This window comes from Arthrobacter zhaoguopingii, from assembly GCF_009828605.1.
Classification (GTDB): domain Bacteria; phylum Actinomycetota; class Actinomycetes; order Actinomycetales; family Micrococcaceae; genus Arthrobacter_D; species Arthrobacter_D zhaoguopingii.
Genome location: NZ_WIAE01000001.1, coordinates 157,785 through 170,780 on the forward strand (window position 1 = coordinate 157,785; position 12,996 = coordinate 170,780).

The window sequence follows — 12,996 nt, forward strand, 5'->3', positions numbered from 1 at the left end:
GCACAGGGTCGGCCGTTTACCGCGGTGCCGGACGATCAGCAGGCGGCAGGGATGGATCTGGTCAAGATGGGAATCGACGCGGCCGTGATCGAGCCGGCGGAATGCGCGAAGGTGGCGACCCGGAGCCTTCAGCAGATCCCCGAGGACGTTGCGTCGGCTGCGGGAATCGGCATCCCCGACCCCTCCGGTTCAATGACCGTTGTCTCCCTCGCCTCCACCGCTAATCCGGACACCGTGGCGCAGGGACTGGACGTGGACACTTCAGGATGTACGGAGTTCACCATGGCCATCGAAGGCCAGACGGTCTCGGTCACAATCGAGGAACTCCCCATCGATCCGGTGGGTGGGGAAACCGTCTCCTTCCTGATGACCCAGGTCCTGCCCACTGGCCAGACCATGTATATCCTCGGGGTGATGGCCATGGAGGGCGCCACCGTCGCGTCGGCCCAGCAAATCGGAACCGCTGAGCCCGATCTGGTCACACAGGATGAGCTGGGGCGGCTCGCCGGAGAACTGCTCACCGGCAAACCCGTCGCCGGGTAGCTCAGCCCATCTCGGCGTACCGCTTCGCACGCCCGAGCGCCTCCCGCATCCCATCGGCATCCGCCGGGGTGACGTAGGCGGGTGTATCGCGCTGGAACCGCCAGCCCTCGGCCAGCGGTCCGGCGTCGACAACGTCGAAGCCGAATTCATCGACCATCGCCGCGACCGTGGCCTTCGCTGCCTCGTCGTCACCTGCGACCGGCAGGGCCCGCCGGTTAGGTGTCCCGGCGGGCGATCCCTCCGGAAGGTCCGCAAAGTAGATGTTGTTGAAGGCCTTCACGACGCGCGCCCCGGGCAGCTGCGCCTGAATCAGTTCGCTGGTGGTGGTGCTCTCGTCGTCGAGCTCGGGGATCCTGCCGTCCCGCCGGGGGTAGTAGTTGCAGGTGTCGATGACCACCTTCCCGGCCAGGGCCTCCGCGGGGAGATCCCGGTAGCTTCTCAGGGGGACCGTGACGACGACAACGTCACCGGCCGACGCCGCGTCCGTGCTGGTAGCCGCACGGGCGCGCGGTCCGAGTTCGGCCACGAGGTCGGCCAGAGTCTCCGGGCCGCGGGAATTGCTGAGGACGACGTGGAATCCGTGGGAGACAGCCAGACGTGCCAGCTGGGAGCCGATGAGGCCGCTGCCGATCAGTCCAAGTGTCTTCGTGTGTTTGCTCATGCCCCATCCAACCCGGTGTCCTCCCGGACCGTCCACCCTGCCGGCGTCTCAGCCCGGGGGCCGGTGCCCGGCCGCGAGCTGATCAGAGAGTTCGGCGAGCTGGGCGCGCACGGCAGCGAGTTCCTGCTGCACGGCGTCGGCGGAGTCGTCGGCGGAGTCGTCGGCTGATGCGGCCGAGACGCTCTCCACCAGCCAGGAGGCCACGGTGGCGGTGACGACGCCCAGGACCGCGATGCCGAGCACCATCAGCCCCGAGGCAACAAGCCGGCCGGGCACCGTCACGGGGTAGTAGTCGCCGTAGCCCACGGAAGTCACGGTCGTCAGGGACCACCAGAGCGCATCGCCGATGGTGAGGATGTTTCCGTCCGGGGCATCCTGCTCCACATCGAGCACGGCCAGGGCGCTGGCGTAGGAAAGGATTGCGGAGGAGGCCAGGACATAGAGTGCCAGCCGGCCGCGGAGCGCGTCCCCGCCGGCCCGGTTCAGCACCCGCAGCAGGGTCAGCAACCGCAGCAGGCGCAGCGGCCTCAGCATGGGCAGGACCAGGATGAGCAGTTCGTGGAGGTTCCGGAGCAGCCAATGCCACCGCCGCTCCGCCAGCGCGAGGTTCACCACGAAGTCCAGGAGGAAGACCGCCCAGATGGCCCAGTTCACGGCGGCCAGCGTGGAGGACTCGGCCGGACTCAGCGGAACGATCACCTGGACCGAATAGATCAGGAGGAAGAGGACCGCGGCCCCGGCCAGGGGCCACTCGGTGCGCGCCCGCCACATCTCAGAAGTCATAGCTGAATCCTAGGGTGGTACCTCCGCCACCGGCGCCTGTGGCGATCCGGGCACCGCTTTGTAGAATGCTCAGACGTCCATATCCCCGCCGCGCCACCCCGCGGTCCGACGAAGGGTCAACCGTGCCGAACCTCCAGCTTCCTCCGGTCGTCGTTATGGGGGTGCAGGGCTCCGGCAAGACCACGGTCGGGACCCTGCTGGCCGCCCGCCTCGGCGCCGACTTCGTCGACGGCGACGACCTGCATTCCGAGCACAACCGGAAACTCATGGCAGCAGGCACGCCCCTCACTGACACCGAACGACTGCCCTGGCTGCGGGCCGTGGGCGAGAGGCTCGCGCAGGGCGGGGACTCCGGAATCGTCGTGGCCTGCTCGGCGCTGAAGCGTTCCTACCGCGACCTGCTGCGCGGCCTCGCTCCCGCCGTGGTGATGGTCCACCCACACGGGCCGATGGAGGTGGTGGCCGAACGCGTGGCGAATCGCCGGCATCAGTTCATGCCGCCCTCGCTGCTGGTGTCCCAGTACGAGGTTCTGCAGACCCTCCAGGAGGACGAGCGCGGTGTCACCGTCGATCTGAGCCTGCCCCTTGAGCAGATCGTGGACCAGGCCGCGGACTATGTGAGGGGTCGAGCCGCCGAGGAGGAGACCCCCGGGCAGTGACCGGGGGAAAGTGACCGGGGGAAAGTGACCGGGGGGATAGTGACAGGGGAATAAGGGGTGGGCCCGGAACGCTACCCGGGGATGAAGAAAATAGGTTTCCTGTCCTTCGGGCACTACCAGGATGTCCAAGGTTCCCTCGTGCCCACGGCGCGGGATGCCCTGCAGCAGATGGTGGAGCTCGCGGTCGCCGCCGAGGAGGTCGGCGTCGACGGCGCGTTCCTGCGGGTCCACCACTTCGCCCCGCAGTTCGCCTCGCCCTTCCCGCTGCTGGCGGCGATGGCGGCCCGCACGAGCCGCATCGAGCTGGGAACGGGCATCATCGACATGCGTTACGAGAACCCCCTGTACATGGCGGAGGAAGCGGCGGTCACCGACCTGATCAGCAACGGCCGGCTGCAACTCGGGGTCAGCCGGGGATCACCCGAACCGGCCCTGCGCGGCTATGAGAAGTTCGGCTACGTGCCGGCCGAGGGGCTCTCCGACGCCGACGACGCGCGCCGGAAGACGGCCATCTTCCGCGCCGCCGTCGCCGGGGCGGGAATCGCCGACGCCGACCCCCGGATGACCGGGTCGGCCGGACAGCTGGCCATCGACCCCCAGGCCCCCGGGCTCAGCGAACGCATCTGGTGGGGATCAGGTACCCGCGCCACCGCGAAATGGGCGGGGGAGCAGGGTATGAACCTCATGAGCTCCACCCTGCTGACCGAGGACACCGGGGTTCCCTTCGACCAGCTCCAGGCCGAACAGATCGAGGTCTTCCGCACAGCGTGGGCCTCGGCCGGGCACGCCGGAAGCCCGCGCGTATCGGTGAGCCGCAGCGTGTTCCCCCTGGTCACTGACGAGGACCGCTACTACTTCGGGGTCAGGGCGCAGCTCGAGGCCACCGACCAGGTCGGCAACCTCGGCGGCGTCCAGGCCCGCTTCGGCAAGAGCTACATCGGGGAACCGGACGCCATCGCGGCGCAGCTCGCCGCCGATGCGGCGGTGCAGGCAGCGGACACCGTCCTGCTGACCATCCCGAACCAGCTCGGCGTCGAGTACAACGCGACGCTTCTCGAGAGCATCGTTCAGCACGTCGCGCCCGCAGCAGGCTGGCGCTGAGCCGGCGGCTGGGCCGCGATTGAGGACAGCAAGCGGCGGGCGGCCAGTAGGGGGCCGCCCGCCGCTGATCCGGTCAGGGCACTAGCGCAGGGTGCCGAGGATTGAACGCTGGATGACGACGGCGGCGGCGCCCCGGGCCCACTCGCCGAAGTCGGTCGGCTGGCGCTTCAGCCGGATCGGCGTCGCTTCCGGGTCCCGGTGGTTCGCAATCGCCGCGTCGATCTTCTCGGGAGCAACGTCGGCGAGTTCCATCCCCTCACCGGAGAGCACGACGAGGTCAACCATCGTCAGGTTCCCGACGGCGGCGATCAGCGTTCCCAGGGCGGTGCCTGCAGAATCGGTGACGGCCCGGGCGACAGGGTGGTTCCCGCGGGCCATCTCGAGGATTTCCTCGTAGCTGCACTGCCGGCCGGTGGCGGCGGTGACTTGGGCGCAGATCCCCGGAATCGTGAGGACGGCCGAGGAGCACCCGCGGTGTCCCTCAAAGCAGAGGGGCCCCGAGGGGTCGAGCGGGTAGTGGCCGACGAGGCCGAGGCCCGCGTCCGGCGGTGCGATGACGGCGTCGTTGAGCACCAGCCCGTAGCCCACGCCGGCACCGACGGTGAGGACGGCGAAGTCGGTCTCCCCGCGCCCGCCGCCGAACCAGTGTTCGGCCATGGTGAGGGCGACGACGTCGTTCTCAACCGCGACCGGAACCGCGACCTCGGCCTCGATCAGCTGCGCCAGGGGCACATCGCGCCAGCCGAGGAAGGGTGCGCGGACCACGACGCCGTCGGTGCTGAGCTTTCCGCCGATGCTGATGCCGACGCCGCTGAACTGCGAGGCGCCGCCAAGGTCCTCGATGACCGCCAGGATCGTCGAGACCACGTCACGGACCTCGTGGCTGGGCAGGGGCCGCTCAGCGGTGGCCAGCGCATCCGAACGCAGGTTCGTCGCAACGCCCGCCGCGCTCGTGCCGCTGAGCTTGATGCCGACGAACCGGTGCGCCTCCGGAACGATCTCCAACGGGCGGGTCGGGCGGCCGACTCCGCCGGAGACCAATTCGTTCCTCTCGCGCACCACTCCGGCGTCGAGCAGCGGCTTGCTGAGCCGGGTGAGGCTCGCGCCCGAGAGGCCGAGGCGGGAGGCCAGGTTGGACCTCGAAATCGGTCCGTGGATCAGCACCTCGCGCGCGATGCTGCGGATGGGACTGTCCGGGGAGAGAGCGAGGACTGATTCCATGGCCGCCTCAGGAGATTCTGTGGTTATTTTCACCGTAACTGTAACACCGCCCTAGAACTGCGTAGGAAGGCCCCGGATGGGTGTCCTGGGGCCTTTTGACACCCTACTTTATTTCAAGGTAAAAATAACCACATGTTTATAAAGCGCCGGGTTTTTCGAGCGAAGCTTTTCGCCACCGCGGCCGCGACAGCGCTGATGCTGTCCGCCTGCGCGCCCACCGACACCGACGTCGTGACCCTCGATTTCTTCCAGTTCAAACCGGAAGCCGTCGGCAGTTTCGACAAGATCATCAGCGAGTTCGAAGCCCAGAATCCAGGCATCAACGTGGTGCAGAACCACGTGCCCAATGCCGACACCGCCATCCGCACGCTCCTGGTGAAGAACAAGACCCCGGACGTCCTGACCCTCAACACCAACGGCAACTACGGCAAGCTCGCCAAGGCGGGCGTCTTCGCCGACCTCAGCGACCATCCCGCCGCCGACACCGTGCTTCCGGCGGTCAAGGACATCGTCAAGGAACTCGGCTCCCGCACCCCTTCGGAGGTCAACGCGCTGCCGTTCTCCAGCAACGCCAGCGGCATTCTCTACAACAAGGACCTCTTCGCCAAGTACGACGTGGACCCTCCCCGGACCTGGGATGAGCTGATCGAAGCGGCCGAGACCTTCAAGGCCCATGGGGTCACGCCCTTCTACACCACGCTCAAGGACGCCTGGACCGTTGGGCCGGCCTTCGTGAACCTCGGCGGCGCCCTCCAGCCCGAGGGCTTCTTCGAGGACCTATTGTCCGAGGAAGGCAATGTGTCCTTCTCCAAGGACTACCCGGAAGCGGCGGAGAAACTGAAGACGCTGTTCTCCTACGGCCAGCCCGACGCGCCGAGCAGGGACTACAACGCCGGCAACGCGGCCTTCGGCGCCGGCGAGGCAGCGATGTACCTCCAGGGCAGCTACGCGATCCCGGCCATCCGGGCCGCCAATCCCGAGGCGAATATCGGCTCGTTCCCCTATCCCGCCAGCAACGACCCCGCCGAGACCGTCGTCGTCTCCGGCGTCGACGTCGGGATCTCCATCGGACGCGACACCGAGCACCCCGAGGAGGCACGCAAGTTCACCGAGTTCCTCCTCTCCCAGGAGGTCGTCGAGGCGTATGCGAAGGAGCAGAGCGCCTTCTCACCACTGAAGGCGAGCCCGCCCAACGAGGATCCAGCGCTCGAGGGGCTCGCCCCCTACTTCACCGAGGGACGCCTGATCGGCTTCATCGACCACCAGATCCCCTCGAGCCTGCCGCTGGCGCCGCTGCTCCAGGAGTTCGCCCTCGGAGGAAGCACCGACAACCTCCTCGCATCACTGGACAACGAGTGGAACAAGATCGCCGCCCGCACCATCAGCAATGAGAAGGACAAGCCATGAGCGCGCTGACCAGGCCGAACGTCGGCCGCAAGACCCCCCGGGTCTTCTACTTCATGGTCCTTCCGGCGCTGGTGATTTTCGCGGTGTTCCACACGGTGCCGCTGCTGAGCGGAATCTATTTCAGCTTCACCAACTACGCCGGCTACGGTGAGTGGTCCTTCGTCGGGCTGAGCAACTACATGAACCTGTTCCGAGACGACCGCATCCTCAACGCCTACGGGTTCACCTTCCTGTTCGCGATCGTCTCGACTGTGGCGGTCAACGTCATCTCCCTGGCCGTGGCCATCGCCCTCAACGGGCGGATCAAGTTCAAGACAGGCTTCCGCGGGATCTTCTTCATCCCGAACATCCTGTCGATCCTCATCGTCGGGTACGTCTTCAACTACCTGTTCTCCAACTCCGTTCCGGCGATCGCCGAGGCGCTGGGCATCAACGCCCTGACTACGAGCATCCTGGCCGACGCCGATACGGCCTGGGTCGGCGTGGTGATCCTCTCCGTCTGGCAGGCGGCCGCCTTCAACATCATCATCTACCTGGCCGGCCTGCAGACCATCGGCGGTGAGCTGTATGAGGCGGCCTCGCTCGACGGCGCCTCCTCATGGCGGCAGTTCAGGTCCATCACCTTCCCCCTCATCGGGGCGTTCTTCACCATCAACATGGTCCTGTCCCTGAAGAACTTCCTGCAGGTGTTCGACCAGATCGTCTCCCTGACCGCCGGCGGACCGGGCACGTCGACGGAATCGATCTCCCTGCTCATCTACCGTGGCGGATTCGAGGGCGGCGAATACGGCTACCAGACCGCCAACGCCGTGATCTACCTCATCGTCATCATCGCCATCTCATTCGTCCAGCTGCGCATCCTGCAGCGCAGGGAGGCTTCCTTCTCATGACAGCTACAGCCGAATCGGCAGCGCCACGCACCTCTGCCCCGTCCGGGCCCGCCCCCAAAGCCATGCGGCGCGACCGCGCGAAAATCAACTGGTGGCTCACCGCGCTCGTCGCGGTCTGTTCCCTGACGGTGCTCATCCCGCTGTACCTCGCCGTCGTCACGGCGCTGAAGACCCCCGACCAGCTCGGCGGCACCGGATTCGAACTGCCCGTCGGCGCCCGGTGGGAGAACTTCGCCGAGGCGTGGACGACGGTCAAGTTCCCGCGGGCCCTGCTGAACACCGCGCTGGTGACGGTCGGGGCGGTCCTGCTGACGCTCCTGACGAACTCGATGGTCGCCTACGCCATCGCCCGGAACCTTCACCGGAAGTTCTTCAAGGGCCTCTACCTCTACTTCATCGCCGCCCTCTTCGTACCGTTCCCGATCATCCTGCTCTCGGTGGTCAAGGAAACCGCGATCCTCGGCCTCGACAACCAGCTCGGCCTGATCCTGCTCTACACGGTGTACGGACTCTCGTTCAACATCTTCGTCTACGTGGCGTACATCCGCTCGATCCCGCTCGAGCTCGAGGAGGCCGCCCTGACCGACGGCGCCAGCACCTGGACCATCTTCTGGCGCATCATCTTCCCGCTGCTCGGGCCGATGAACGCCACCGTGGGCATCCTCACCTGCCTGTGGGCGTGGAACGACTTCCTGCTCCCGCTGGTGATCCTCTCGGACCCGGCCGCCCAGACCCTCCCGCTGGCCCAATTCATCTTCCAGGGCCAGTTCAACACCAACTACCCGGTGGCCTTCGCCTCCTACCTGCTGGCCCTGGCACCCCTGCTGCTCGTCTACCTGTTCGCCCAGCGCTGGGTTGTCTCCGGCGTCATGCGCGGCTCGACCAAATAAACTCTCACCAGACACCGAAAGGAAACCCCGCCGTGGCTACAAGCACCGCCGAAATTTCCGCACAGACCGGCACCATGTCGGACCCCAACTGGTGGCGCCAGGCCGCCGTCTACCAGATCTACCCCCGCAGCTTCGCCGACTCCAACGGCGACGGTCTGGGCGACCTGAGGGGCATCACCTCGCGGGTTCCTTACCTGTTGTCTTTGGGCGTGGACGCCGTCTGGCTCAGCCCGTTCTACCCCTCGGCCCTGGCCGACGGCGGCTACGACGTCGATGACTACCGCAACGTCGACCCCAAGCTCGGAACGCTCGAGGACTTCGATGAACTGGTCGCCGCCCTGCACGGTGCCGGGATTAAGCTCATCGCCGACATCGTGCCCAACCACACCTCCAACCGGCATGAGTGGTTCCGCGAGGCCCTCGCCTCGCCGAAGGGATCACCGGCCCGGGGGCGCTACATCTTCCGCGACGGCAAGGGCCCCGACGGCTCGGAGCCGCCCTCGGACTGGGAGTCAGTCTTCGGCGGGCCCGCCTGGGACCGCACAGAGGACGGCCAGTGGTACCTGCACCTCTTCGCCCCGGAGCAGCCGGACCTCAACTGGGACAACCGGGAGGTGCGCGATGACTTCCTGAAGACGCTGCGCTTCTGGTCCGACCGCGGTGTCGACGGCTTCCGAGTGGACGTGGCGCACGCCCTGACCAAGAACCTCACCGACCCGCTTCCCTCCAAGGCCGAGCTGGGCGCCGAGGACGAGAACCTCAACGGCGAGCACCCCTTCTGGGACCGGGATGAGGTCCACGAGATCTACACCGAATGGCGCCGCGTGTTCAACGAGTACGACCCGCCGCGCACCGCCGTCGCCGAGGCCTGGGTCCACGCGACCCGGCGGGCCCGCTACGCCAGCCCCGACGGGCTCGGCCAGGCGTTCAACTTCGACCTGCTGCGCGCCGACTGGAATCCCGGCCAGTTCCGCAGCATCATCACCACCAACCTCACCGAGGCCGAGAACTCCGGCGCCTCCTCGACGTGGGTCTTCTCCAACCACGACGTGGTCCGCCACGCCACGCGCTACGGCCTGCCCCCGGCCGGCGGCGGCAAGCCCACCGGCATCGACTGGCTCCTCAGCGGCGGAACCACTCCGGAGCTGGACGCCGAACGCGGCCTCCGGCGTGCCCGCGCCGCCTCCCTGCTGATGTTCGCCCTGCCTGGCTCGGCCTACCTGTACCAGGGGGAGGAGCTGGGCCTGCACGAGGTGGCCGACATCGCCGACGAGGCACGCCAAGACCCGACGTTCTTCCGCAACCCAGGCGTCGAGGTCGGCCGCGACGGGTGCCGGGTGCCGCTTCCGTGGACGGCGGAAGGACCCTCCTTCGGCTTCGGGGGACAATCGGCCCACCTGCCCCAGCCGGCCTGGTTCTCCGACTCCGCCGTCGAGGTGCAGGAGGAGGGCGGGGACTCCACCCTGAACCTCTACCGCAGTGCCCTGGCGCTGCGCCGGGAACTCCAGACCACCGAGCAGCTCGACTGGGTCCCCTCGGCACCGGAGGTCCTTCACTTCACCCGCTCCGGCGGCTGGCACTCCGTGACCAACTTCGGCACCGACCCGGTGGACCTGCCGGCGGGCCGGGTCGTCGTGAGCAGCGCACCCCTGGTTGACGGGAGGCTTCCTGCCGACACCACGGCGTGGGTCGTCGCGGGGGCTTAACTCCTCCACGGCGTGAACACCGCGCGATGGCGTCACACGCTGCACCATTCAACGACGGCGGGCGGTCACCTATTGGTGGCCGCCCGCTGGCGTCCCGGCAGGAGCGTCTCCAGATGGGCGATGATTGCCCTCACCCCCGCCTCGAATCCGAGGTCGGAGCGTTGTCCGTCCAGGGAGGCCTGTGCGAAGGCCTCGTGCAGGGCCGGCTGTGAGGTGGGATCAGCCACCCAGGCCGCCTCCGGGACGCCCAGTCGAGGGCAGAGCCCAGCATGAAGCTGTCGAGCACCGTGACGGCATCGACCACGTCGTTGGGCGGGAAGCCGAGCACGAACATCGGGACAGCGAAACATCGGAAGCGTGGGAACGACGGCGGGCGGCCACCATTCGGTGACCGCCCGCCGTGGTTCCGTCCTGCTGCGGACGCCTTTGAGGTTTACTCGGCGAGGGCCTTGATGACTTCCTTCGCAACGTCCTCGCTTGACTGCGGGTTCTGGCCCGTGATCAGGTTGCCGTCCCGCACCACGACGCTGCTCCACGCGGCCGAGGTCTCAAGGACCGCGCCCCGCTCGCGCAGCACGTCCTCAACGAACCACGGGGTGTTCTCGCCGGTGCCGCCGGCGAGCTCCTCCTCGTTGGTGAACACGGTCATACGCCGTCCGGCGAAGGCGAAGCCGCCGTCCTCGTTCACGGCGCTGAGCAGGCCGGCCGGGCCGTGGCAGAAGGGTGCGATGACCTTGCCCGCGTTGTTGGTCTCCACGAGGATCCGGCCGAAGTCCTTGTTCTCCGCGAGGTCGGCCATGGGGCCGTGGCCGCCGGGCATCACGATGCCGTCGAAGTCGGACGCGCTGACATGCGCCAGGGTTCGGGGAGAGGAAAGTTCGTTGTCGATGTCCGCAAGGTAGGAGCGGAAGTCATCGGCCTTGGCGGCGCCGCCGATCTGCTCCGGGTCGAGGCTCGCCGCATCGATCGTCGGCTTGACCCCGCCGGGGGAGGCGAGCTGCACCGAGTGCCCGGCCTCACGGAGGGTGCGGTGCGCGACGACGAGCTCCTCGGCCCAGACGCCGGTTGGATGTGAGCTGCCGTCTTTCATGGTGAGGGCGTCTGCGGACGATACGACCATCAGGATTCGGGCCATGAGTTGTGCTCCTTCACGGGCGCGCCCGGCGGGCACGCCGATCGGTTGATTGCTTTCCTTGGAGTCAGCCTACCCGGGCCGGTTTTTATGCCCGGTTCAGCTCGGAGCGTTACCGGGCGGATTCGAGTTGCGCGTAGGTTGCGTCATCGAGCGAAATGCCGAGGGCGCCCATGTTGTCCTCGAGGTGGTCCATGGAGCCCGTGCCCGGGATCGGCATCATCACCGGCGAGCGGCGCAGCAGCCAGGCCAGGGCGACCTGGGAGGCGCTGGCGTTCAGCCGCCGGGCGGCCTCGTCCACCGGGCCGCCCGGGAGGGCGAGCTCGCCGGCGGAAATCGGCGCCCAGGGGATGAAGCCGATCCCGTTTTCCGTGGCGTAGTCCAGGACGTCCTCCGAGGTTCGGTCGGTGAGGTTGTACCGGTTCTGCACGGTGGACACGGTGAAGTACTTCTCCGCCTCCTTCAGCTGGTCCACCGTGACCTCGGACAGGCCGAGGGCCTTCACCTTGCCTTCCTGCTGGAGGTCACGGAGGGTGGCGAACTGCTCCCCGGCGTCGACCTTCGAATCGATCCGGTGCAGCTGGAGCAGGTCGAGGGATTCGACGCGGAGTTTGCGGAGGCTGAGTTCGGTCTGCTGGCGCAGGTATTCGGGGCGGCCGAGGGCGACCCACCGGTCGGGGCCGGGCCGGGTGAAGCCGACCTTCGTGGCGATGCGCACGCCCTCCGGGTAGGGATAGAGCGCCTCGGCCAGAATTTCCTCGCTGACATCGGGCCCGTAGGAGTCCGCGGTGTCGATGAAGTCCACCCCGAGCTCGACGGCACGCCGCACGACGTCGATGGCTGTGCCGCGGTGCGCCGGCTCACCCCAGATGCCCGGCCCGGTGATGCGCATGGCGCCGAAACCCAGCCGATGGACCGTACCGAGGTCCTTGAGGTCGATGGTCGGGGACAGATTCGTTGCCGCGTTTGAAGTGTCAGTCATACTGCCGCAACGGCCGGGCCGCGCCGGTTGTTCCGCCGGGGGAGCCGGGCGTCACCGAGGAGCCTACGGCCTCAGGTCCAGCACCGGCATGCCCTCGCGGAGCTCCTTGAGTCTTTGCGCATGGCGCTGCAGCGCCTCGTCCTCGCCGGTGGCGGGCGTATATGCCGGCACCGGGACGGCGCGCCCGTCCTCGTCCAGGGCCACGAAGACGCTCAGGCACTGTGCGGCAAGATGCATCACCTGGTCCTTCGGGTCGGCGGCACGGACGCGCAGCCCGATGTGCATGCTCGAGGTTCCCGTCATCAGCAGCCTCGCCTCGATCTCCAGGAGGTGGCCCACCGGGATGGGGCGGTGGAAGTGGATGCCGCCTGCGTAGACCGCGGCCGTGTTCTGCCCGCACCATCCCGTGGCGCAGGCGAAGGCCGTCTCGTCGATCCAGGCCATCACCGTGCCTCCGTGGGTCTTGCCGCTCCAGTTCGCGTCGGTGGGCGCTGTGAGGAACCGGAAGGTCATCTGCGGCCCGGACCCGGCGGCGGTGTAGGTGGTGCGGGCCACCTCCTTCTTGATCTCCGACCGGATCGGGATGCGTTCCGCAGCCGCCGCATGGAAGGCGCGTTCCTCGTCGGTCGAGGGGATCCACTCGGGAACGCGCCGCGGGGCGCCGTCGTCGTCGACGGCAACGAACACCAGGAGGCACTCGGTGGCCTCCTCATACCGGCCGGAGCGGGGGTTCGCGGAGAGGACGCTGACCAGGATGTGCATGCTGGTGCTGCCGGTGTAGATCAGCTTGGCGTGGGCCTCGATGAGGCTGCCGGCGGGGATCGGCCGGGTGAACCGGACGTCCCCGACATAGGCGGTGACGCAGTAGCCGCCGCTCCAGCCGACGGCGCAGGCAAACCCGGCCTTGTCGATCCATTCGAGCACCCGGCCCGCCTGCACTGTGCTGCCGCCGACGGCGACGTCGGTCGGGGCAGCGAGGAAGCGCAGGACCATGGTGCCGCGGGAGCTCATCGGTTCATCC

General features: G+C 67.8%; 14 protein-coding genes. 7 read left to right on the forward strand and 7 right to left on the reverse strand.

Going from position 1 to position 12,996, the window contains the following annotated elements:
- Positions 1-51 precede the first annotated feature (51 nt).
- Positions 52-543: a hypothetical protein gene (locus GVV77_RS00720; protein WP_159615457.1), complete on the forward strand. Its 492-nt coding sequence runs from the start codon at positions 52-54 to the stop codon at positions 541-543.
- A 1-nt stretch (position 544) separates the two neighbouring features.
- On the opposite strand, the gene GVV77_RS00725 is transcribed toward GVV77_RS00720, so the two are convergent.
- Both GVV77_RS00725 and GVV77_RS00730 read right to left on the reverse strand, forming a co-directional pair.
- Complete coding sequence (locus GVV77_RS00725; RefSeq protein ID WP_159615459.1) at positions 545-1,204, reverse strand: NADPH-dependent F420 reductase; 660 nt, start codon at positions 1,202-1,204, stop codon at positions 545-547.
- A gap of 48 nt (positions 1,205-1,252) precedes the next feature.
- Entirely contained in the window at positions 1,253-1,987 is a 735-nt protein-coding gene (locus GVV77_RS00730; protein ID WP_159615461.1) for a potassium channel family protein, read from the reverse strand.
- 122 nt (positions 1,988-2,109) lie between these two features.
- On the opposite strand from GVV77_RS00730, the gene GVV77_RS00735 reads away from it, so the two are divergent.
- Together GVV77_RS00735 and GVV77_RS00740 are read left to right on the forward strand one after the other, a co-directional pair.
- Positions 2,110-2,646, forward strand: coding sequence for a gluconokinase (locus tag GVV77_RS00735; RefSeq protein ID WP_246199551.1), 537 nt, complete (start codon positions 2,110-2,112; stop codon positions 2,644-2,646).
- 81 nt (positions 2,647-2,727) lie between these two features.
- Positions 2,728-3,747, forward strand: a complete 1,020-nt coding sequence (locus GVV77_RS00740) for an LLM class flavin-dependent oxidoreductase (protein ID WP_159615463.1) — start codon at positions 2,728-2,730, stop codon at positions 3,745-3,747.
- 81 nt (positions 3,748-3,828) lie between these two features.
- On the opposite strand, the gene GVV77_RS00745 is transcribed toward GVV77_RS00740, so the two are convergent.
- Positions 3,829-4,968, reverse strand: a complete 1,140-nt coding sequence (locus GVV77_RS00745; protein WP_159615465.1) for an ROK family transcriptional regulator — start codon at positions 4,966-4,968, stop codon at positions 3,829-3,831.
- Between the two features lie 132 nt (positions 4,969-5,100).
- Between GVV77_RS00745 and GVV77_RS00750 the strand changes: the two genes are divergently transcribed.
- The 4 genes from GVV77_RS00750 (at position 5,101) to GVV77_RS00765 (ending at position 9,861) form a co-directional block, all read left to right on the forward strand.
- On the forward strand, positions 5,101-6,375 hold the full coding sequence (locus GVV77_RS00750; RefSeq protein ID WP_159615467.1) for an ABC transporter substrate-binding protein: 1,275 nt from the start codon (positions 5,101-5,103) through the stop codon (positions 6,373-6,375).
- Positions 6,372-7,265: a carbohydrate ABC transporter permease gene (locus GVV77_RS00755; protein ID WP_159615469.1), complete on the forward strand. Its 894-nt coding sequence runs from the start codon at positions 6,372-6,374 to the stop codon at positions 7,263-7,265. Before GVV77_RS00750 ends, GVV77_RS00755 begins: the two co-directional genes overlap by 4 nt.
- Positions 7,262-8,155: a carbohydrate ABC transporter permease gene (locus tag GVV77_RS00760; protein WP_159615471.1), complete on the forward strand. Its 894-nt coding sequence runs from the start codon at positions 7,262-7,264 to the stop codon at positions 8,153-8,155. The genes GVV77_RS00755 and GVV77_RS00760 overlap by 4 nt, the downstream gene beginning before the upstream one ends.
- A gap of 74 nt (positions 8,156-8,229) precedes the next feature.
- On the forward strand, positions 8,230-9,861 hold the full coding sequence (locus tag GVV77_RS00765; protein ID WP_159616115.1) for a glycoside hydrolase family 13 protein: 1,632 nt from the start codon (positions 8,230-8,232) through the stop codon (positions 9,859-9,861).
- Positions 9,862-9,926: 65 nt separating this feature from the next.
- Here GVV77_RS00765 and GVV77_RS00770 read toward each other — a convergent pair whose 3' ends face one another.
- The 4 genes from GVV77_RS00770 to GVV77_RS00785 form a co-directional block, all read right to left on the reverse strand.
- On the reverse strand, positions 9,927-10,088 hold the full coding sequence (locus GVV77_RS00770) for a hypothetical protein (protein ID WP_159615473.1): 162 nt from the start codon (positions 10,086-10,088) through the stop codon (positions 9,927-9,929).
- 206 nt (positions 10,089-10,294) lie between these two features.
- Positions 10,295-10,996, reverse strand: a complete 702-nt coding sequence (locus GVV77_RS00775) for a type 1 glutamine amidotransferase domain-containing protein (RefSeq protein ID WP_159615475.1) — start codon at positions 10,994-10,996, stop codon at positions 10,295-10,297.
- 109 nt (positions 10,997-11,105) lie between these two features.
- Complete coding sequence (locus GVV77_RS00780) at positions 11,106-11,975, reverse strand: aldo/keto reductase (RefSeq protein ID WP_159615477.1); 870 nt, start codon at positions 11,973-11,975, stop codon at positions 11,106-11,108.
- A 63-nt stretch (positions 11,976-12,038) separates the two neighbouring features.
- A complete protein-coding gene (locus GVV77_RS00785; RefSeq protein ID WP_159615479.1) occupies positions 12,039-12,986 on the reverse strand; it encodes an acyl-CoA thioesterase in 948 nt (315 codons plus the stop codon).
- Positions 12,987-12,996: the final 10 nt, after the last annotated feature.